This window comes from Vibrio sp. E150_018 (assembly GCF_053544035.1).
The window spans coordinates 1-20,828 of record NZ_JBHGNY010000017.1; the positions used below are offsets into that span (position 1 = coordinate 1).

Below are 20,828 nucleotides of genomic sequence, written 5' to 3' on the forward strand. Positions count from 1 at the left end.
GACATCAGTGTAAATAGCTTCTAAATTAATCATGCCCAAGTCCTTGCGATTGATAGTTCTAGATAAACGATCTGATCGCGACTTGGGCATTTAGTTCATTTCTTATCCGCAGCTCAGGTTAGTTAATTGAAATCAAAGAATTGTTATTTAGCCTGATCTCTAAGGTTAATTCAGCAGAGAATATAAATTATGTCCTTTCATAAAACCAAAAAAGTCGTCGCAATTGGTGGTGGTCATGGCCTAGGCCGCATGCTGGCAGCACTAAAAGATTTTGGCCCTAACGCCACCGGTATTGTGGCCACCACTGACAACGGTGGTTCGACCGGACGCATTCGCCAATGCCAAGGTGGGATTGCTTGGGGAGATACCCGAAACTGCATCAATCAGTTGATTACCGAACCGAATATTAGCTCAATGATGTTTGAATACCGTTTTCGTGGTGCCGGTGAATTGAACGGCCATAACCTAGGCAATTTAATGCTCACCGCGCTCGATAACCTCTCGATTCGTCCACTGGATGCCATTCACCTAATTTGTGACATGTTGAAGGTTGAAGTCAATATTGTCCCTATGTCCGAGCACCCTGCCGATCTGACTGCATTGTCAAAAACCGGCAAATGGGTACGCGGTGAAACCAATGTCGATGATATGTCAGAACCTCTACAGCGTTTATATGTAGAGCCTGAAGTGCCAGCAACCGCAGAAGGCATCGATGCCATTTCATCGGCAGATTGCATTATCTTAGGCCCAGGCAGTTTCTTAACCAGCATTATGCCGCCTTTATTATTACCGGATATCGGCAAAGCCATCGCTCAAAACACCCAAGCCAAATTGGTTTTTGTTGATAACCTTGATAATGAATTTGGTCCAGCTGGAATGATGAACCTAGAAGAAAAACTAAAATGGTGTCAGCGTGCTTGTGATGGTCGTAAAGTTGATGTACTACTTGGTGAAAATTTTTCTGAAAGCGTTGACCAAAATTATCAATGTATCGAAGTTAACCTCGCCTCACCTAACCATGAATGGCGTCATGATCGTAAAAAGCTCCAACAAGAAATTGAGAAGATTATTTTGCAATAAATGGAAGACCCTAGGTACGAGTTCCTAGTTCCTAGTTCCTAGGGTAAACAGTACGAGAAAAGCCGATAACTCTGTGGAAATAACCACCAAAGTTCTAAAGCCCCTTGATGCCTATTACTGGGGCTTTTTCTAGAAACTAGGGACTAGAAACTCGCAACCCTTCTCAGCTATTCACAATAAACTGCGCACGTAACTTCTCAATTTCATCTCGTTTTTGTGCCGCTTGTTCAAACTCTAGGTTTTGTGCGTGTTGGTACATTTCGCTTTCCAATTGACTTATTTGTTTTTCAAGCTGTTGTGGGGTTAACGCTTGGTATTCAGCCGCTTGCTCTGCGACTTTTGATAGTGAAATCACATTACTGTCTTTCTTACCTTTACGTGTACCAACATGACCCAGTTCCATAATGTCTTGAATGCTTTTCTTCAGCGCTTGAGGAGTCGTCCCCATCTCTTCATTATATTGCTGCTGTTTAGCACGGCGACGTTCCGTTTCGTCTATCGCTTTACGCATCGATTTGGTGATGCTGTCACCATATAAAATCGCTTTACCTTGAACATTACGTGCCGCTCGACCAATCGTCTGAATCAATGAGCGCTCTGAACGTAAGAAGCCTTCTTTGTCAGCATCTAGAATTGCCACCAAAGATACTTCAGGCATATCCAAACCTTCTCGAAGTAAGTTAATACCCACTAACACATCAAATTCACCTAAACGTAGGTCTCGAATAATTTCAACACGTTCAACCGTATCAATATCTGAATGCAGATAACGGACTTTGACATCATGTTCGGTAAGATATTCAGTCAAATCTTCCGCCATGCGCTTGGTTAAAGTAGTCACAAGCACACGCTCATTTACCGCAACGCGTAAGCGAATCTCCGATAATAAGTCATCAACTTGCGTGGCAACCGGACGAACTTCAATTTCAGGATCGAGTAACCCAGTTGGACGCACGACCTGCTCAGCCACATCACCACCGGATTTATCTAACTCATACGCACTTGGGGTTGCTGAAACATAAATGGTCTGAGGCGCGAGCGATTCAAATTCCTCGAAACGCAACGGTCGGTTATCTAACGCCGAAGGTAAACGGAAACCAAACTCGACTAAAGTTTCCTTACGCGAACGGTCACCTTTATACATCGCGCCAATTTGCGGCACTGTCACGTGAGATTCATCGATAATAAGCAGGCCATCATGAGGTAAGTAATCAAAGAGAGTCGGTGGTGGTTCACCCTCTTTGCGCCCACTTAAATAGCGTGAGTAGTTTTCGATGCCAGAGCAGAAACCCAATTCATTCATCATTTCGATATCAAACTGCGTACGTTGCGTAATACGCTGATCTTCTAATAGTTTATTGTTTTCTCGTAGTACCTTTTGTCTTTCAACCAACTCTTCTTTGATCTCTTCAATTGCTTCAAGAATGCGTTCACGTGGTGTGACGTAGTGGGTCTTAGGATAAATGGTAGCACGAGCAATATCTCGTTGTTTAATTGCGCCCGTTAGCGGATCAAAAACACTGATGCATTCTACTTCTTCATCAAACATTTCCAAACGGATGGCATCATGTTCAGAATCAGCTGGGAATACGTCTATTACTTCCCCCCGAACTCGGAAATTCCCTCGCTCAAAGACCATGTCGTTTCGACTGTATTGCAGCTCAGCTAAACGACGAATAATATCACGTTGCTCTAAAATATCACCACGACGAATGTGCAGCATCATCTTTAAATAAGAATCCGGATCACCTAAGCCGTAAATTGCCGACACAGAGGCAACAATAATCGCATCTTTACGTTCAATTAAAGATTTAGTGGCAGATAAACGCATTTGCTCGATATGAGCGTTAACCGAAGAATCCTTTTCAATAAAAGTATCTGTGGTCGGCACATACGCTTCCGGCTGATAATAGTCATAATAAGAGACAAAATATTCAACCGCATTATTAGGAAAGAAGCTTTTCATTTCACCATACAATTGCGCGGCAAGCGTTTTATTTGGAGCAAGTAAAATCGTCGGACGCTGCGCTTTAGCGATCACATTAGCCAAGGTAAATGTTTTACCTGAGCCAGTTACCCCTAATAATGTTTGATGGGCTAAGCCTACTTCCAAACCTTCAGATAACTTTGCAATCGCTTCTGGCTGATCGCCGGCTGGCTGATAATCGGAAACCAGTTGATACAACTTACTCATACTTGCCTCTTAAATGGAGAATTCTCGCGGTTTATTCGATTGATTGACCTTACCACAAGCCTATTATTAGTGCTTTAAATCGCGGTAGGTTATGTGGCAGTTTTATTCACTAAATTATGGCCTATACACAAAGTAATTGGAGTTGCAGTGAGCGCTGGTAACAAAACTGCAGCTTCAAATACGAAGAGTATAAAAAAAAGTCATTTTTACTCTAGCTTACCCTATTACAGTTTGGTAGTATTCTCATCCCGCCAAAAATATCATCTAATATTTCACCTACTTTTCATCCACGGGTTTTCCCCAAAAAACAGTTGATTTTACATTTTCATTAATTTTTTTATTATTTACCCACAAACACATCTCAACAAAAAAAATATAAAACCATTTAAAAACAATTCATTATCTCATTTAATTCGTATTTTCTAACCTTTAATTATTAAGCATAAAAACTTGCCCAATCTTCATCAACACACTTATCCACAAATTTAGTGGATAACTACACAACCGCCTTATCTGGCGAGGCTTACAAAAAAGTAAAGAGAAAAAGCGGATTATTTTTCACTTTTTTGTCGCTTTTTGGCGTTGACAGTCTGTTTCACCATAGCTAAAATCCTGCCCATAACTTTTCCCTGTTAGTTCAGTTGGTAGAACGGCGGACTGTTAATCCGTATGTCGCTGGTTCAAGTCCAGCACAGGGAGCCAAATACTAAAAAGCCGCATTGTTAAAGTGCGGCTTTTTTTCGTTCATTTTTCACGTATTCCATCATTAATTACTTAATACCTTCAAATACCTATTTCCTGTAGGTTGTTATTAACGTCACAAATGACGATAATGTTGGGATCATTATTAACCCAAAGAGACGATATGACAGACTATCTACTGTTACTTGTTGGCACTGTTCTAGTCAACAACTTTGTTCTGGTTAAATTTCTCGGTATTTGCCCTTTTATGGGGGTATCTAAAAAGCTTGAAACCGCAATTGGTATGGGCCTTGCGACGACTTTCGTTTTAACCTTAGCATCTGTCTGTTCATACTTAGTGCAAACTTATATTTTACGACCACTAGGAATCGAATATCTACAAACCATGAGTTTTATCTTAGTGATCGCTTTCGTGGTGCAGTTCACTGAAATGGTGGTACACAAAACTAGCCCAACTTTATATCGTCTTCTTGGGATATTTTTACCTCTGATTACCACTAACTGTGCGGTATTAGGGGTGGCACTTCTTAATATCAATGAAAACCATAACTTTATTGAATCCATTATTTATGGTTTCGGTGCTGCAGTTGGCTTCTCGCTTGTTTTGATTTTATTTGCTTCGATGCGTGAGCGTATTGCCGCAGCGGATGTTCCTGCGCCATTTAAAGGTGCTTCTATTGCCATGATTACCGCAGGATTAATGTCTCTGGCCTTTATGGGCTTCACAGGTTTGGTGAAATAATCCATGACTACCATCTTGATTGCGGTTGCTGCTATTGCCGCCCTCGCCGCTATTTTCGGCGTAATTTTAGGGTTTGCTTCGATTCGTTTTAAGGTTGAAGCCGATCCTATTGTTGACCAAATTGATAATATTTTGCCGCAGACCCAATGTGGTCAATGTGGCTACCCCGGTTGTCGTCCATACGCTGAAGCAATTGCTAACGGTGATGAAATCACGAAATGTCCTCCGGGTGGACAAGCTGGCATTGAGAAATTAGCCGACTTGATGGGAGTGGACGTTCCAACTGATTCAAATGACGTGGAAGATGCAGTTAAAACTGTCGCCTTTATTCATGAAGATATGTGCATTGGCTGCACTAAATGCATCCAAGCCTGCCCTGTTGATGCCATTGTGGGTGGTACAAAAGCGCTACACACCGTCATTAAAAGCGAATGTACTGGCTGTGATCTGTGTGTCGCACCTTGTCCGACTGACTGTATTGAAATGATCCCAATTGAAACAACACCAGATACTTGGAAGTGGCAGCTTGAACTTATCCCTGTCGTGACCGATCTTGAACCATCATCAGCCTCTGCTGACTCTAAAGAACAAACCGTGAGTTAAAGGAAAAAGTATGTTGTCGTTAATTGAACAGATTCGTCACGGTATGATTTGGGATTTTCCCGGTGGTATTCACCCGCCTGAAAATAAAGTCCAATCGTCAACATCGCCTATTGTTCATGCGGAATTACCTGAAGAATTTGTATTGCCTCTGAAACAGCATATCGGGAGACCGGGTGATATTTGTGTCAATGTCGGTGATAAGGTTTTAAAAGGTCAGCGATTAACTCAAGCTAACTTAGCGTTTATGGTACCGGTGCATGCGCCAAGTTCAGGTACGGTCACTGCGATTGAAAAACGTACCATCGCCCACCCTTCTGGACTTTCTGATCTTTGTATTGTGCTCAAACCAGATGGCAATGACACATGGTGTAAAAAAAATCCCGTCTCCAATTATTTAGAAAGAGACGCTGAAGTATTAATTGAGAAGATTCGCCAATCTGGCATTTCAGGAATGGGTGGGGCAGGCTTCCCTACCGCGCGTAAATTACATACGGGTTTAGCCAAAACCAAAATACTCATCATTAATGCTGCAGAATGTGAACCTTATATCACGGCCGATGATCGTTTAATGCAAGATTATGCCCAAGAAGTTATTCAAGGTGTTCAGGTTATTCAGCATATTCTGCAGCCTGAAGTGACAATTATTGGTATTGAAGATAACAAAAAAGAAGCCATTGCCGCTTTAGAAGAAGCAGCAAAAGATGTTGACCTCATCATTCGTGTTATACCAACTAAATACCCATCCGGCGGCTCGAAACAGTTAATAAAAGTACTGACTGGTCGCGAAGTACCAAGTAAAGAACACTCCGCAGCGATTGGTGTGTTGATGCAAAACGTAGGTACGGCTTTTGCTATTAAGCGAGCGATTATTGATGGTGAACCATTAATTGAACGCGTCGTTACTTTAACCGGTGATTCCTTTGCTCAAAAAGGCAATGTTTTAGCGCGCCTCGGTACACCAATATCCTCGCTACTACGTCAATTTGGTTACAAGGCCGAGAAAAAACACCCTCGTTTGATTATGGGGGGGTCTTTAATGGGCTTTACTCTGCCACACGCTGACGTACCGATTACTAAAATCACCAACTGTATTTTAGCACCGAAACGTAAAGAGATTGCCCCAACTGGCCAAGAGCTAGCCTGTATTCGTTGTACCGCTTGTGCGGAAGCTTGCCCGGCGTCCTTACTACCACAACAATTACAGTGGTATGCCAAAGCGCAAGATTATGAAAAGTGTGAAGAATACCATCTCTCCGATTGTATCGAATGTGGCGCTTGTGCCTATGTCTGTCCAAGTGATATTCCACTAGTACAATATTACCGCCAAGCGAAATCAGAAATTTGGACCCGTAATCAAGAAGCTAAAGAAGCTGAACGGGCTAAGCAGCGCTTTGAAGAGCGCCAAAAACGCTTAGAACGTGATAAGCAAGAACGTGAACAACGCTTTAAACAGGCCGCAGAAAAACGCCGCAGCGAAATGAAAAAAACTAGTGGTGATGATGCGGTCGCGGCCGCGATTGCTCGTGTTAAAGCTAAACAAGCAGAAGCGGAACAACCAGCAGAGAAAGAAGTGAAACCCGCAGTAGCAGCAGCAATCGCACGAGCTAAAGCCAAACAAGCTGCAGCAGTAAAAGCAGGTCAAACTGAACCTGATAATTCAGAAATGATCAAACTGCGAGAAGAACGAAAACGTCTAGCACGTGAGAAGAAAGCTCAGCAGCAATCAGAAGAGCCAGCTTCAAACGACGCTACAACTCAAGAATCAACACCGAAAAATGCAGCGGTCGCCGCCGCAATTGCACGTGCTAAAGCTCGTAAAGCTGCACAACAAGGTGCTGATGAAATAGCGCTTGAACAAACAAACACTGAATCGGATATTACTTCGGCAGAAGCTAGCGACCCGAAGAAAGCGGCTGTGGCGGCTGCGATTGCTCGCACCAAAGCTCGTAAAGCTGCACAACAAGATGCCGATGAAATAGCGCCTGAGCAAACAAACACTGAAAAACCAACAACTGAATCAGATACTACTCCGGCAGAAGCTAGCGATCCGAAGAAAGCAGCTGTGGCGGCTGCGATTGCTCGCGCCAAAGCTCGTAAAGCTGCACAACAAGGTGCTGATGAAATAGCGCCTGAACAAACAAACACTGACAAGCCAACGACTGAATCGGATACGACTCCGGCAGAAGCAAGCGATCCGAAGAAAGCAGCTGTGGCGGCTGCGATTGCTCGCGCTAAAGCTCGTAAAGCTGCACAACAACAAGACAAACCCCAACAAGAAATCATATCCAATGATGACTCACAAAATAGTGAATCAACGGATGATTCTTCATCAAAAGATAAACCAGACTCTGGAATTACCTTAGATCTATTGGATATTCCAGTATTTATCGACAAATCATCTCAGGAGAAAAAATAGTGTCGTTCTTTATAGCGAGTTCTCCACACGTCCGTGTTAAACGCACCACATCAAATATTATGATGTGGGTCGCCTTATGTTTATTGCCCGGTATTGCGGTACAAACCTATGTCTTTGGCTACGGCGTATTGATCCAAATAGTTTTTGCTATTTTATTGGCTTGGCTATTTGAAGCCACCATTATATTAATACGTAAACGTCCACCTATTCTGAGCTTAAGAGATAATAGTGCTCTGGTCACCGGCATGTTGATCGCGGTAGCCATTCCTCCGCTGTCACCGTGGTGGATCCTTACTATTGGTATCTTTTTTGCCATTGTCATTGGTAAACATCTCTATGGTGGTTTAGGGCAAAACCTATTCAACCCTGCAATGGTCGCTTATGTGGTATTGCTTATCTCGTTTCCTGTTCAAATGACAAGTTGGGTAAGCCCAGAATCATTAGCACATGTTCATTTACATTTTGATGATTGCTTAAGACTCTTTTTTACTGGCTTCAATCTTGATGGATTATCTTTGCAGCAAGTTCGTGCAGGTATTGACGGTGTCACAATGGCAACACCTCTAGATACTTTCAAAACCTCACTTCATACTGGGCACACTGCAAGTGAAATCATGCAACAGCCTACTTTTGCGGGCTTAGCCGGTGTCGGATGGCAATGGGTCAATATTGCATTTTTATTAGGTGGACTGATGTTAGTCAGGTTGCGTATTGTTCAATGGCAAATTCCTCTGGCAGTCTTAGTTAGTCTATTAGTAGTAAGCACGATTGCTTCACTATTTGCTCCAGGTACAACTGCCTCCCCTATTTTGCACCTACTTTCTGGCGCAACCATGATTGGTGCTTTCTTTATTGCTACCGATCCTGTCACTGCTTCTACCACAACTAAGGGTAGAATCATTTACGGTGCATTTATCGGTATTGTAGTGTTCTTAATTCGCAGCTGGGGTGGTTTCCCTGATGGTGTTGCCTTTGCTGTTCTATTAGCCAATATGATGGTTCCATTAATTGATTACTACACCAAACCACGTACTTATGGGCATATAAGGTAATATCGTTATGCTAAATGCAATGAAAAAAAATGGCGGCATTTTGGCAATCTTTGCAATTGCTTCTACCTCTTTGGTTGCGATCACCAATTGGATCACACACGATACAATTGTCACACAACAACAACAAGAGTTGCAAAAAACGCTCAACCAAGTAATCCCGCAAAGCATGCACGACAATCAACTATTCGCATCATGTATGTTGCTACCATCACAAAGTACCGTCACCACTAAACCACTACCGGCTTACCTAGCAACCAAAGCTGGTCAACCGACGGCGATTGCCATCGAGACTTATGCGCCTGATGGCTATAATGGTGCGATTAAAATTATCGTTGGTTTGGATATGCAAGGTATAATCACAAGTACTCGGGTATTAGATCATAAAGAAACTCCAGGCTTAGGCGATAAAATAGAAACCCGTAAAACTGACTGGATTTTTAGCTTTGACCACAAAACAGTCAGCCAAAGTAACGACTCTGAGTGGACGGTACGTAAAGATGGTGGTCAATTTGATCAATTTACAGGTGCTACCATTACCCCTAGAGCAGTCGTAAAAGCGGTGAAGAAAACCGTGGTGTACTTTAAAGAAAATAAACAAAGCATTCTCAACCAACCATTAAACTGTGAGGGATAAAATGTCTGAAGATAGCGCAACGCTTGATACATCATTAGATTCAGCTACCCAAGTGTCTGATCCTGAGAATAAGCAGTTAATGAAAAATGGCTTATGGGATAATAACCCTGCCCTTGTTCAGCTTTTGGGCTTATGTCCATTACTGGCAGTGTCATCGACCATCACCAACGCACTTGGCTTGGGGCTGGCGACGATGCTGGTACTGATTTCAACTAATACGATTGTCTCGTTAGTACGTAACTACGTGCCAAAAGAAGTTCGAATTCCCATCTTTGTGATGATCATTGCTTCTGTCGTAACTTGTGTTCAGCTATTGATGAGTGCTTATGCTTACAGTCTCTATCTGTCACTTGGTATTTTCATTCCTCTTATCGTCACTAACTGTGTGATCATTGGTCGCGCAGAAGCCTACGCATCAAAAAATGCCCCGAAAAAAGCCGCCTTAGATGGTTTTTGGATGGGTCTTGGTATGCTTGTAGCCCTGACGGTTTTGGGTACGCTACGTGAAGTGATTGGACAAGGTACTCTGTTTGATGGTGCAGACCTCTTACTAGGTACTTGGGCCGCATATTTACGCGTCGAAGTTTTTCATATTGATAGTAGTTTCTTACTTGCTTTATTGCCACCAGGTGCATTTATCGGTGTTGGTTTCCTAATTGCGTTAAAACAAGTAATTGATAAGCAAGTGGATAAACGAAAACCAGCAAAAGAAAAGCCAACGATTGAGCGAGCTAGAGTGACTAACGCCTAACGAATATAAACTATTACGATCGACTGATTGGTAAAAAACAATGAATAATGAAAAACGCCGACTGATCCTTGAAAGGCTACGAGAAAATAATCCCAATCCTCAAACTGAGCTGAATTGGTCAACGCCATTTGAGTTATTGATCGCGGTACTTCTTTCCGCTCAAGCTACTGATGTCAGCGTCAATAAAGCCACTGATAAATTGTATCCAGTTGCCAATACACCTGAAGCTATTCTGGCACTAGGCGTTGATGGATTAAAAAAATACATCAAGACGATTGGTCTGTTTAATTCAAAAGCAGAGAACACCATTAAGACTTGTAAAATCTTAATTGAGAAGCATAACAGCCAAGTACCGGAAGATCGTACGGCATTAGAGGCATTGCCAGGCGTAGGTCGAAAAACCGCTAATGTGGTACTCAATACCGCTTTTGGTTGGCCAACCATTGCTGTCGATACTCATATTTATCGCGTATCGAATAGAACAAAATTCGCCGTAGGTAAAACGGTTGATGACGTTGAAGCCAAGTTATTAAAAGTTGTACCTAGAGAGTTTAAACTCGATGTTCACCACTGGCTAATTCTGCATGGTCGTTATACCTGTATTGCACGTAAGCCACGCTGTGGTAGTTGCTTGATTGAAGATCTCTGCGAGTTCAAAGAAAAAGTTTATCCTGAAGAGTAATCATACCGTTTGATTACTTTACATTCTAATAAGGAGCACACAATGTCGAATGGAAGAGTTTTGCATACTATGGTTCGTGTTGGCGATCTTGATCGTTCAATCGAGTTCTACACCAAAGTTCTTGGTATGCAGCTAATACGTAAAAATGAAAACGCGGAATATAAATATACTCTCGCTTTCGTGGGCTACGGTGACGAATCTCAAGGTGCAGTGATCGAACTGACCTATAACTGGGATACTTCTGAATACGATCTAGGCACTGGCTACGGTCACATTGCGATTGGTTTTGATGATATCTACACCGCATGTGATGCAATTAAAGCCGCTGGTGGTACGGTTACTCGTGAGCCGGGCCCAGTAAAAGGCGGCAGCACGCATATCGCGTTTGTTAAAGATCCAGATGGTTACATGATTGAACTTATCCAACGCAGCCAAATGTCAGCAGGCTTAGAAGGGTAATTCCCCCTCTCACTCTCCCGAACAACATAGAAGAGCCCGACAATCGGGTTCTTTTTTATCCTATAAACTTCATTAATCAAGCAATACCCACTCTTTTGTAGTCGCAATAAAAAATCATTTATTCTAAATAAAATCTCATATTTTCTTACTGACAAGCAACATTAGAGAGTGAAGTTCAAATTCTAATCTGCAATAATACGCGCCTAAATTCATAGACCTGAAAGTATATGACTGACAAAAATGAAGCCTTGACACTAAAACAACGATTTCGTGGCTATTTCCCCGTCGTTATCGATGTAGAGACCGCAGGTTTTAATGCTAAAACTGATGCATTACTCGAAATCTGTGCTGTAACCTTGGCCATGGACGAAAACGGCGATTTATATCCAGCCTCCACCATTCAATTCAATGTTGAGCCATTTGAAGGCGCTAATCTTGAAAAAGAAGCCTTAGAGTTTACCGGCATTCGTGACCCATACAGTCCATTAAGAGGTGCCGTCACAGAATCGGAAGCTCTCAAAGAAATTTTCAAATTAATCCGTAAAGAACAAAAAGCAGCCGATTGCAGCAGAGCGATTATGGTGGCTCATAATGCGAATTTTGATTTGAGTTTTGTCATGGCAGCAGCGGAGCGTAGCAAACTAAAACGTATTCCATTTCACCCTTTTGCCACATTTGATACTGCGGCATTAAGTGGCCTAGCCTACGGCCAAACTGTACTAGCGAAAGCTTGCCGCGCTGCCGGTTTTGAATTTGATAATCAAGCTGCGCACTCTGCTCTATATGATACTCAAATTACCGCTAAATTATTTTGCAACATCGTTAACAAATGGAAAGCCTTAGGTGGCTGGCCACTCCCTGCAGAAAATAATAACGATACCGACTAAGATCGGTACACATTTAATACACAACATAAATTTTACAAAGAGAATTACAATGAATCCTGTCGTTATTTCCGTGTGCTTAATGCTTGCGCTATCCGTTTTCCGAGTCAATGTCGTGATAGCTCTAACCTTAAGTGCCATTACCGGTGGCTTACTTGCTAACATGTCACTTGATCAAACCATCTCAGCCTTTCAATCAGGTTTAGGTGACGGTGCAGAAATCGCTTTAAGTTATGCTTTATTAGGTGCATTTGCGGTGGCACTCTCTCAAACTGGCATTACTGACATTTTGTCTAATGCAGTGATTAAACGCGTTCATGGTAAAGAAAATGAAAAGGCCTCAAGCATGGTGAAATATGCCATCTTCGGCGCACTATTCATCATGGCGATTTTCTCCCAAAACGTTATCCCGGTTCATATTGCCTTCATTCCAATTATTGTTCCGCCACTATTATCGGCTTTCAATAAGATGAACATCGACCGTCGTATGGTTGCGTGTATATTAACCTTTGGTTTAGTGACTCCATACATGACCATGCCTATCGGTTTTGGTGGTATCTTCTTAAATGATATCTTATTGCCAGCGCTACAAAACAATGGGCTAACAAGTGCTACTGCCGCTCAAATTCCTGCTGCGATGATTATTCCGGCTTGTGGCATGATCTTTGGTTTATTAGTGAGTGTTTTCATCAGTTACCGTAAGCCGCGGACTTATACTGAGAAACAAAATGAAGCCACTGAAGTAAAACAAAATGGCATTGATAAAAAAGCGGTAATTGTTGCTGCCATAAGTATCATTGCGACTTTATCTGCTCAACTATATTCAGGTTCAATGATTGTAGGTGCACTAGTCGGTTTCATCATTTTATCATTCGGTAAGCCATTCCAAACTAGCCAAGATAGCTTCACTCGTGGCGTACAAATGATGGCGATGATTGGTTTTATCATGATTTCTGCCAACGGCTTTGCAAGTGTAATGAAAGCGACGGGTGGTGTTGAAACGCTAGTGACCTTCTTACAAACGAGCATGAATGGTCACCAAGCTTTAGCCGCGCTAATGATGCTAATTGTTGGCCTATTGATCACTATGGGTATTGGTTCATCTTTCTCAACTATTCCAATCATCGCAACCATCTATGTTCCTCTTGCGATTTCATTTGGTTTCTCGCCAGCGGCAACCATTGCACTGGTTGGTACTGCAGCTGCGTTGGGTGATGCCGGTTCTCCAGCGTCAGATTCAACCTTAGGTCCAACATCCGGCTTAAATGCAGACGGACAGCACGATCACATTAAAGACTCAGTAATCCCAACATTCCTACACTACAACCTACCGCTTATCATGTTTGGTTGGATTGCGGCAATGGTTCTGTAATACCAGTCACACTAATTAGCTGGTCAGAAATTGCGTAGGAAAAAGGCTTGAGAACAAGGCGAAAATTTTCGATAAGTAGTTATTCTACAGTCAAAATTTCCAACGAAGTTATCAAGCCTTTTAGCAAGCAAGAATGATCAGATAATTAGTACGATTGGTATAATCATTACCTCAAGTTAAATAAAAAGCGCATGCTTCGTTTAATCGAAACATGCGCTTTTTTGTAGCTGGAGCTAAATACTCTTAGTCTTTCGGTTTTAATCCAACCCAACGTTTCGTGGTCTCAATACTATTCGCCCACTTAATACGCTGCTCGATATCTTTCAAGCTGGTAAGTTCCGAAGCATAATCCAATTTCACTACGTAATATTTTTCGCCAAGTTGTAACACTAAACTTGGGAAAGAATGAACGCCTAGCAACTGACAAAACTCACGTTGACGCTTAAATTCCTGCTCTACGTCAGTGCTTTTGCAATCCTGAATAAATCGCTCAACATCAAGATTAAGTTCCTCGGCTAATTGAGCGTGTGTTGACTCGGTATGCGGCGTCATCGCTCGCAAATAATAAGCCTGTTGGATGGCCTGATTCATCGCCTCTCCGGCTCCCTGCTGTTGGGCGGCAATCACAGCACGACAAGCGGGATACGTTGTCCTAACGGGCTTAGCTAGTGTCCAATAATCATAATTAAATTGAGTCCCGAGTTGGCTTTCAATTCGCTTCCACGTTTGCTGCAACATTACTCGCATCTCTTGTGACATGGGCTCATGATTATCTGGAGCAAGCCCACCAAGCAAATATTCCACTTGGATATCTTCAGATAACGCTGATTTTAATTTATCCCATGTTGGTTTGTAGCCCCAGCACCAACTGCACATAGGATCGTGAATGTAATACAAAATCCCTTTCATCATTAATTCTCTCTTTTTCAGATATAAAAAAAGAGCCGCAATTGGCTCTTTTTCTTTCAGTAAAAAATAATTTTATTCTTCACTTGCCGGCGCACGCGCTGCCGCTTCTTTGATCAAGGTTTGCAATTCACCTTTTTGGAACATCTCGATGATAATATCACAACCACCAATTAGCTCACCTTCAACCCACAATTGTGGAAATGTTGGCCATTGAGCGTATTTTGGCAACTCAGCGCGGATGTCTGGGTTTTGTAAAATATCTACATAAGCAAACTTCTCACCGCATGACATCAAAGCTTGTGAAGCTTGAGAAGAGAAACCACAGCTTGGTAGTTTCGGTGAACCTTTCATGTATAACAAAATTGTGTTTTCAGAAATCTGTTGTTTAATTTTATCGATAGTTTCCATCGCTTCCTCTCTAGGATTTAAGCATCGCTTTAAGTTGTTAGTCCATTCTACTTGTAACTATAACAGAATAAAAAGGCATTATTTGTAAGGGTATTCTAATTGACGAATTTGTGCACCGTATTGTTATACCATTAAGGATATTCACCACCTTACCATTCGTGTACAAATAAGTGATGCATAAGAAAATTTTAGGTCCAAGTCTTTTAATAAAGTAAAAACTTGCTAAACTGAGCTTAGTCGTTAATGGCTCAAACTGATGCTTAACAATTGTCACTTAATCATTTCATTGTTTAAACAAGACGATTGATGTTTCATTGTCATGGAAATGGCATCATCAGTTAGTATGATTACAAAAAATCGGAACCTGTTCTATTTAGAACATAAGAAACTCCCTTTCTAACACATGGAGATTTGAGCAATGGCATTTGAATTACCAGCCCTGCCTTACGAAAAAGATGCACTAGAACCACACATCTCAGCAGAAACTTTAGATTACCACCACGGCAAACACCACAATACATACGTGGTTAAGCTTAATGGCCTAATCCCTGGTACTGAGTTTGAAGGTAAGTCTCTTGAAGAAATCATTAAGACTTCAACAGGTGGCATCTTTAACAACGCAGCACAAATCTGGAACCACACTTTCTACTGGCACTGTCTAGCTCCAAACGCTGGCGGCGAACCAACAGGTGCTGTTGCAGAAGCAATCAAACAACAATTTGGCTCATTCGATGAGTTCAAAGCAAAATTCACTGATTCTGCAATCAACAACTTCGGTTCTTCTTGGACTTGGTTAGTGAAAAAAGCAGATGGTTCTCTAGACATCATCAACACGTCTAATGCAGCAACTCCACTAACAGAAGAAGGCGTTACTCCACTTCTTACTGTTGATCTGTGGGAACACGCATACTACATCGATTACCGTAACGTTCGTCCAGATTACATGAATGGTTTCTGGGCACTAGTTAACTGGTCTTTCGTAGAAGAAAACCTAATCAAATAATTCCCGCTCCGTCGAGAAATCATTTGATATTAAAAAGACTGGCTTCGGCTGGTCTTTTTTTATGTTCTGGCCTTCTTATTTAATAATTTGGTGGGGTTATACACAGAAAATAAAAAATATTTATTCACACCGCTTTCCCTTATACATTAGTAGTTTTCATTATTTCATTTCTGTTCTTTGATGTTATTCACAGGATCTTTACACGTTTTACTACCATTATTACTATCTAAGGCCCATAGACACCTTGGAGGTAATAGGTAACGCCATTCATGGCTTTGTGTTTAAGGGCATTAGGTATTTTTTATTTGATACCAATGAGGTGCTATATGAACATACAAAACTCCGTTGTGGTAATCACATCAGCAGGCTCTCATTTAGGTCAAAATTTAGCTCAACACTTTCTTTCTCTAAATGCTAACGTCATTCTCGTTGATAACAACGAAGCATCGCTAAATCAAGCTTTACATCATTGTCAACCGTACTCTTCCAATGTATTCCAATATCTTCTCGATGATGAAAGCTTTGAAAGTGTCCAACCTTTGTTTTCTTCTATCAACCAACAATTTGACAAAGGTATTGATGTCTTAATTAACCTATACCCAAGCCTACCATCCCCCTCTCTCATCAAGGACGAACAGATCGACAACTACAGCCGTCAGTATTCGAAACTGGCGACAACTATGCTTTGCTTCAGTAAATTGGCTGCCAGACAAATGCGGCATAATCAAAAACGTGGGGTGATTGTTAACTTATCACTATCAAGTCAAGAGCAAGGCAGTCTTTCTCAACCTTCTTCTTTAATCTCCGAATTTACTCAGAATTGGGCTAAAGAATTAATGCCCTTTAATATTCGGGTGGGAGGAATATTACCAAGCTGCGCTGAACGACACACTAAACATCGTGACTGGGCAAAGAGTCATGATGAGTTAATCAGAAACACGGAGTACATTGTGGAAAATGAGTACTTTAATGGTCGTATTTTAGATTCATATTAATCAAACTAGAACGCTCAATTTAGTCAATCATTCCACAACTTCAAAACGTAAAAAAACCCTGCTTACATCAATAAGCAGGGCTTTCATTATTTCAGGTTAAGGTTATTTTTTCTTAGCTGATTTTTTTACTGGTTCTTCAGTTTTTTTGATAACGGTTGTGCCTTCGAACGTTTCACCTTCAATATAAGCAGTACCGTAGTACGCTGCTTTCAGAACTTCTTTAAGTTCAGAAATTAGAGGGTAACGTGGGTTAGCACCAGTACATTGGTCATCAAACGCATCTACTGCTAAGTTATCGAGTTTCGCAAGGAAATCAGCTTCGTTAACACCAGCCGCTTGAATAGACATTGGGATATCCAAGTCTTTCTTCATTTCATCCAACCAAGTTAATAGACGCTCAATTTTCTGTGCAGTGCGGTCACCTTGTTGGCTTAGACCCAGGTGGTCAGCGACTTCAGCATAACGACGACGTGCTTTTGGACGGTCGTATTGAGAGAACGCAGTCTGTTTAGTTGGGTTATCGTTAGCGTTAAAACGGATAACGTTAGAAATCATTAATGCATTAGCAAGACCGTGTGGGATGTGGAACTCTGCACCAATTTTGTGTGCAATTGAGTGACATACACCTAAGAATGCGTTCGCAAATGACATACCCGCGATAGTGGCTGCGTTATGTACTTTCTCACGAGCGATTGGGTCAGCTGCACCATTTTGGTAGCTAGATGGTAGGTACTCTTTTAGCATCTTAAGCGCTTGTAGAGCATGGCCATCTGAGTACTCATTAGCAAGAACTGAAACGTAAGCTTCTAGTGCGTGAGTAATTGCATCATAACCCCCAAATGCTGTTAGAGACTTAGGCATGTTCATAACAAGGTTCGCATCAACGATAGCCATGTTCGGTGTTAACTCGTAATCCGCTAATGGGTATTTCGCGCCAGTACGGTCATCAGTCACAACCGCGAATGGTGTTACTTCAGAACCGGTACCAGAAGTTGTTGTTACACATACTAATTCAGCTTTTTCGCCCATTTTCGGGAATTTGTAGATACGTTTACGGATATCCATGAAGCGCATTGATAGTTCTTCAAAGTGCGTTTCTGGGTGCTCGTACATCACCCACATGATTTTCGCTGCATCCATCGGTGAACCACCGCCTAGAGCAATGATTACATCTGGTTGGTAGCTTTGCATTTGTGCTGCACCTTTTTCAACAACAGATAGCGTTGGATCCGCTTCTACGTCGAAGAAAGTTTGAACTTCCATACCTTGAGATTTCAATAAGTTTACGATTTCATCTGCATAACCGTTGTTGAAAAGGAAACGGTCAGTGACTAAGAATGCACGTTTTTTGCCTTCTAGGTCAGTCAATGCAACAGGTAGACTGCCACGACGGAAGTAGATTGATTTTGGAAGTTTATGCCACAACATATTTTCAGCTCGCTTAGCAACCGTTTTCTTGTTGATTAAGTGTTTAGGACCTACGTTTTCAGAGATAGAGTTACCCCCCCATGAACCACAACCTAGAGTTAACGATGGTGCAACGTTGAAGTTGTACAAGTCACCGATACCACCGTGAGTCGTTGGGATATTCACAAGAATACGAGCTGTTTTTAGTTTGTCGCCGAAGTATTTGATACGATCAGCGTTAGTATCTTGGTTAGTATAAAGACCAGAGGTATGACCGATACCGCCGATTTCAACCATAGTTACCGCTTGCTCTACTGCATTTTCAAAAGAAGATGCGCGGAACATACCTAGTGTTGGAGATAGTTTCTCGTGAGCAAACTCGTCATCATGGCTTACAACGCCACCTTCACCGATTAATACTTTCGTATCTGCAGGAACTTTAACACCCGCTAACTCAGCAATTTTAACCGCAGGTTGACCTACGATATCAGCGTTTAGGTTGCCGTTGATTAACAGAACTTTACGCACTTTATCTGCTTCAGCTTTTGATAAAACGTAACCTTTGTGAGAAGCAAAACGCTCTTTCACTTCTTCGTATACTTCATCCATAACGATTACCGCTTGCTCTGATGCACAAACTACACCGTTATCGAATGTTTTAGACATAAGAACAGAAGCAACAGCACGCTTGATATCAGCCGTTTCATCGATAACGACAGGTACATTACCTGCACCCACACCGATAGCTGGCTTACCTGAAGAGTATGCGGCTTTAACCATACCAGGACCACCCGTTGCAAGGATAAGGTTGATACCATCATGCTTCATCAATGCGTTAGATAATTCAACTGAAGGTTGATCAATCCAGCCGATGATGTCTTTAGGAGCCCCCGCAGCAACAGCAGCTTCTAGTACCAGTTTTGCAGCATCGTTGGTTGAGTTTTTCGCACGTGGGTGTGGAGAAAAGATAATACCGTTACGAGTTTTCAAAGAAATAAGAGATTTGAAAATCGCAGTTGATGTTGGGTTGGTCGTTGGAACAATACCGCAGATAATGCCGACAGGTTCAGCGATAGTAATCGTGTCAGTCCCTTCTTCAAGGATGCCACATGTTTTTTCATCACGGTATTTGTTGTAGATAAACTCTGAAGCGAAGTGGTTTTTGATAACCTTATCTTCAATAATACCCATGCCAGATTCCGCTACCGCTTGCTGCGCTAAAGGAATACGTGCTTGGTTAGCCGCTAGAGATGCCGCGCGAAAGATCTTATCGACTTGCTCTTGAGAATAAGTCGCAAACTCTTTTTGCGCAGCTTGAACACGTTCAACAAGTGCGTCTAGCTCAGCTAAATTAGTTACAGGCATAATGAATCTCCTAAGATTTAAAATTAAAAACTATTTAGTAAGGCGGTTTGTTTGCTCAGTAACCTATGAACCATCAAGGAAAACCTTCTTAATAAATCGCTTTCAAAACTGAGTATATGCTTTCAAATATTAAAAATATTGATGTAGATCAGTTCCTGAAGCCTAAATACCACCAAAGCAGTAGAACAACAAAGAAAAATCAAATAAGACATTGTTTTAAAAGTAAATTAAATTATTTCATTAAGTAAAAAATATCCAAGATAGTGTTTTAAACGCATCCAAAAACCATAATATCCATAAATTTATTTCAGTCACTCATCAACAAAACAACTACGTAAGTATTGTGCTACAGCAAGTATACGCAGTCTCACAAAGAAAGTAATACTTTAGAGCTAACCAACAATTAACTTAGCTTAATTCAATTAAAGTGCCACTTTACCTATATAGCCAAGTGATTTAGCCTCGAAAGATCCAGTGCTCATAGGTATACTCATCTTTTATTTATTATCTGAGATCACACTATGGCTTCCATTGAATTTGCCATCTATTTACAATTTTTTCTTGGACTCGTTGCCGCCGTCAACCCGATTGGAATCATGCCAATCTTTGTTTCACTGACTGGCCATATGTCTCCAGAAGAAAAAAGTAAAACGGCTAAAACAGCCAATATTGCTGTAGGTGCCATATTAGTCGTCTCGTTACTCTGTGGGCAGCTCCTACTTGATATGTTTACTATTTCTCTTGATTCATTCCGTATTGCAGGTGGCCTACTGCTTATGAGTATCGCCTTTTCCATGATGAGCGGTAAACTTGGTGAAGATAAACAAAATAAACAAGAGCTCACAGAATCCATAAGCCGAGAACAAATTGGTGTCGTTCCTCTAGCAATGCCTCTTATGGCCGGTCCCGGTGCAATCAGTTCAACGATTGTCTATGGATCTCGCTACCCCACTCTGATTGAAACCGCTGGAATTATTACGACCATTGCCGCTTTCTGTTTTTGCTCATGGCTATTATTTCGTTCTGCACCATTAATTGTTCGATTTTTAGGGCAAACAGGAATTAACGTTATCACTCGTATTATGGGTTTAATATTAGCGGCTTTAGGTGTCGAATTTATTGCAAATGGCATACGAAACCTCTTCCCTGGTTTAATGGACTAAGAAATAA

18 protein-coding genes and 1 tRNA gene are annotated in these 20,828 nt (G+C 41.6%); 15 read left to right on the plus strand and 4 right to left on the minus strand.

Annotated elements, in window-relative coordinates; translation table 11 throughout:
- The first annotated feature begins 189 nt into the window (after window positions 1-189).
- Window positions 190-1,080 (plus strand): uridine diphosphate-N-acetylglucosamine-binding protein YvcK, encoded by an 891-nt coding sequence (yvcK, locus tag ACE3G9_RS14030; protein WP_449219468.1) that lies wholly within the window; start codon window positions 190-192, stop codon window positions 1,078-1,080.
- A 163-nt stretch (window positions 1,081-1,243) separates the two neighbouring features.
- On the opposite strand, the gene uvrB is transcribed toward yvcK, so the two are convergent.
- Window positions 1,244-3,274: an excinuclease ABC subunit UvrB gene (uvrB, locus tag ACE3G9_RS14035; RefSeq protein WP_449219469.1), complete on the minus strand. Its 2,031-nt coding sequence runs from the start codon at window positions 3,272-3,274 to the stop codon at window positions 1,244-1,246.
- 626 nt (window positions 3,275-3,900) lie between these two features.
- Here uvrB and ACE3G9_RS14040 point away from each other — a divergent pair.
- The 11 genes from ACE3G9_RS14040 to ACE3G9_RS14090 all read left to right on the plus strand — a co-directional run bounded on the left by ACE3G9_RS14040 (window position 3,901) and on the right by ACE3G9_RS14090 (window position 13,571).
- A tRNA-Asn gene (locus ACE3G9_RS14040) sits at window positions 3,901-3,976 on the plus strand.
- 163 nt (window positions 3,977-4,139) lie between these two features.
- On the plus strand, window positions 4,140-4,718 hold the full coding sequence (gene rsxA / locus ACE3G9_RS14045; protein WP_027697352.1) for an electron transport complex subunit RsxA: 579 nt from the start codon (window positions 4,140-4,142) through the stop codon (window positions 4,716-4,718).
- 3 nt (window positions 4,719-4,721) lie between these two features.
- On the plus strand, window positions 4,722-5,321 hold the full coding sequence (gene rsxB / locus ACE3G9_RS14050) for an electron transport complex subunit RsxB (protein WP_449219470.1): 600 nt from the start codon (window positions 4,722-4,724) through the stop codon (window positions 5,319-5,321).
- Between the two features lie 10 nt (window positions 5,322-5,331).
- Complete coding sequence (gene rsxC / locus ACE3G9_RS14055; protein WP_449219471.1) at window positions 5,332-7,737, plus strand: electron transport complex subunit RsxC; 2,406 nt, start codon at window positions 5,332-5,334, stop codon at window positions 7,735-7,737.
- A complete protein-coding gene (gene rsxD, locus ACE3G9_RS14060; protein WP_449219472.1) occupies window positions 7,737-8,789 on the plus strand; it encodes an electron transport complex subunit RsxD in 1,053 nt (350 codons plus the stop codon). Before rsxC ends, rsxD begins: the two co-directional genes overlap by 1 nt.
- Before the next feature lie 7 nt (window positions 8,790-8,796).
- Complete coding sequence (rsxG, locus tag ACE3G9_RS14065; RefSeq protein ID WP_449219473.1) at window positions 8,797-9,423, plus strand: electron transport complex subunit RsxG; 627 nt, start codon at window positions 8,797-8,799, stop codon at window positions 9,421-9,423.
- Between the two features lies 1 nt (window position 9,424).
- The gene (locus ACE3G9_RS14070) at window positions 9,425-10,174 is read left to right on the plus strand and encodes an electron transport complex subunit E (protein WP_449219474.1); all 750 of its coding nucleotides are present in this window, start codon (window positions 9,425-9,427) and stop codon (window positions 10,172-10,174) included.
- Window positions 10,175-10,214: 40 nt separating this feature from the next.
- Entirely contained in the window at window positions 10,215-10,856 is a 642-nt protein-coding gene (gene nth, locus ACE3G9_RS14075) for an endonuclease III (protein WP_449219475.1), read from the plus strand.
- Between the two features lie 42 nt (window positions 10,857-10,898).
- On the plus strand, window positions 10,899-11,315 hold the full coding sequence (gene gloA / locus ACE3G9_RS14080) for a lactoylglutathione lyase (RefSeq protein WP_089139073.1): 417 nt from the start codon (window positions 10,899-10,901) through the stop codon (window positions 11,313-11,315).
- Between the two features lie 227 nt (window positions 11,316-11,542).
- Window positions 11,543-12,202, plus strand: coding sequence for a ribonuclease T (rnt, locus tag ACE3G9_RS14085; RefSeq protein ID WP_449219476.1), 660 nt, complete (start codon window positions 11,543-11,545; stop codon window positions 12,200-12,202).
- A 49-nt stretch (window positions 12,203-12,251) separates the two neighbouring features.
- Window positions 12,252-13,571, plus strand: coding sequence for a Na+/H+ antiporter family protein (locus ACE3G9_RS14090; RefSeq protein WP_449219477.1), 1,320 nt, complete (start codon window positions 12,252-12,254; stop codon window positions 13,569-13,571).
- A gap of 243 nt (window positions 13,572-13,814) precedes the next feature.
- Here ACE3G9_RS14090 and ACE3G9_RS14095 read toward each other — a convergent pair whose 3' ends face one another.
- Together ACE3G9_RS14095 and ACE3G9_RS14100 are read right to left on the minus strand one after the other, a co-directional pair.
- On the minus strand, window positions 13,815-14,480 hold the full coding sequence (locus ACE3G9_RS14095) for a DsbA family protein (protein ID WP_449219502.1): 666 nt from the start codon (window positions 14,478-14,480) through the stop codon (window positions 13,815-13,817).
- Window positions 14,481-14,552: 72 nt separating this feature from the next.
- A complete protein-coding gene (locus ACE3G9_RS14100) occupies window positions 14,553-14,888 on the minus strand; it encodes a Grx4 family monothiol glutaredoxin (RefSeq protein ID WP_417878676.1) in 336 nt (111 codons plus the stop codon).
- A 418-nt stretch (window positions 14,889-15,306) separates the two neighbouring features.
- Here ACE3G9_RS14100 and sodB point away from each other — a divergent pair, with 418 nt between their 5' ends.
- Window positions 15,307-15,891: a superoxide dismutase [Fe] gene (sodB, locus tag ACE3G9_RS14105; RefSeq protein WP_417878675.1), complete on the plus strand. Its 585-nt coding sequence runs from the start codon at window positions 15,307-15,309 to the stop codon at window positions 15,889-15,891.
- Window positions 15,892-16,217: 326 nt separating this feature from the next.
- Complete coding sequence (locus tag ACE3G9_RS14110) at window positions 16,218-16,886, plus strand: SDR family oxidoreductase (RefSeq protein ID WP_417878674.1); 669 nt, start codon at window positions 16,218-16,220, stop codon at window positions 16,884-16,886.
- Between the two features lie 102 nt (window positions 16,887-16,988).
- Here the strand turns inward: ACE3G9_RS14110 and adhE are convergent, their stop codons facing one another.
- On the minus strand, window positions 16,989-19,658 hold the full coding sequence (gene adhE, locus ACE3G9_RS14115) for a bifunctional acetaldehyde-CoA/alcohol dehydrogenase (protein ID WP_417878673.1): 2,670 nt from the start codon (window positions 19,656-19,658) through the stop codon (window positions 16,989-16,991).
- 521 nt (window positions 19,659-20,179) lie between these two features.
- Between adhE and ACE3G9_RS14120 the strand changes: the two genes are divergently transcribed.
- Complete coding sequence (locus ACE3G9_RS14120) at window positions 20,180-20,821, plus strand: YchE family NAAT transporter (RefSeq protein ID WP_449219478.1); 642 nt, start codon at window positions 20,180-20,182, stop codon at window positions 20,819-20,821.
- Window positions 20,822-20,828: the final 7 nt, after the last annotated feature.

Bases quoted from the DNA above. Each gene is read 5' to 3' on its own strand.
- yvcK (WP_449219468.1), top strand. From the start codon at position 190: ATGTCCTTTCATAAAACCAAAAAAGTCGTCGCAATTGGTGGTGGTCAT.
- uvrB (WP_449219469.1), bottom strand. From the start codon at position 3,274: ATGAGTAAGTTGTATCAACTGGTTTCCGATTATCAGCCAGCCGGCGAT.
- rsxA (WP_027697352.1), top strand. From the start codon at position 4,140: ATGACAGACTATCTACTGTTACTTGTTGGCACTGTTCTAGTCAACAAC.
- rsxB (WP_449219470.1), top strand. From the start codon at position 4,722: ATGACTACCATCTTGATTGCGGTTGCTGCTATTGCCGCCCTCGCCGCT.
- rsxC (WP_449219471.1), top strand. From the start codon at position 5,332: ATGTTGTCGTTAATTGAACAGATTCGTCACGGTATGATTTGGGATTTT.
- rsxG (WP_449219473.1), top strand. From the start codon at position 8,797: ATGCTAAATGCAATGAAAAAAAATGGCGGCATTTTGGCAATCTTTGCA.
- ACE3G9_RS14070 (WP_449219474.1), top strand. From the start codon at position 9,425: ATGTCTGAAGATAGCGCAACGCTTGATACATCATTAGATTCAGCTACC.
- nth (WP_449219475.1), top strand. From the start codon at position 10,215: ATGAATAATGAAAAACGCCGACTGATCCTTGAAAGGCTACGAGAAAAT.
- gloA (WP_089139073.1), top strand. From the start codon at position 10,899: ATGTCGAATGGAAGAGTTTTGCATACTATGGTTCGTGTTGGCGATCTT.
- rnt (WP_449219476.1), top strand. From the start codon at position 11,543: ATGACTGACAAAAATGAAGCCTTGACACTAAAACAACGATTTCGTGGC.
- ACE3G9_RS14090 (WP_449219477.1), top strand. From the start codon at position 12,252: ATGAATCCTGTCGTTATTTCCGTGTGCTTAATGCTTGCGCTATCCGTT.
- ACE3G9_RS14095 (WP_449219502.1), bottom strand. From the start codon at position 14,480: ATGAAAGGGATTTTGTATTACATTCACGATCCTATGTGCAGTTGGTGC.
- ACE3G9_RS14100 (WP_417878676.1), bottom strand. From the start codon at position 14,888: ATGGAAACTATCGATAAAATTAAACAACAGATTTCTGAAAACACAATT.
- sodB (WP_417878675.1), top strand. From the start codon at position 15,307: ATGGCATTTGAATTACCAGCCCTGCCTTACGAAAAAGATGCACTAGAA.
- ACE3G9_RS14110 (WP_417878674.1), top strand. From the start codon at position 16,218: ATGAACATACAAAACTCCGTTGTGGTAATCACATCAGCAGGCTCTCAT.
- adhE (WP_417878673.1), bottom strand. From the start codon at position 19,658: ATGCCTGTAACTAATTTAGCTGAGCTAGACGCACTTGTTGAACGTGTT.
- ACE3G9_RS14120 (WP_449219478.1), top strand. From the start codon at position 20,180: ATGGCTTCCATTGAATTTGCCATCTATTTACAATTTTTTCTTGGACTC.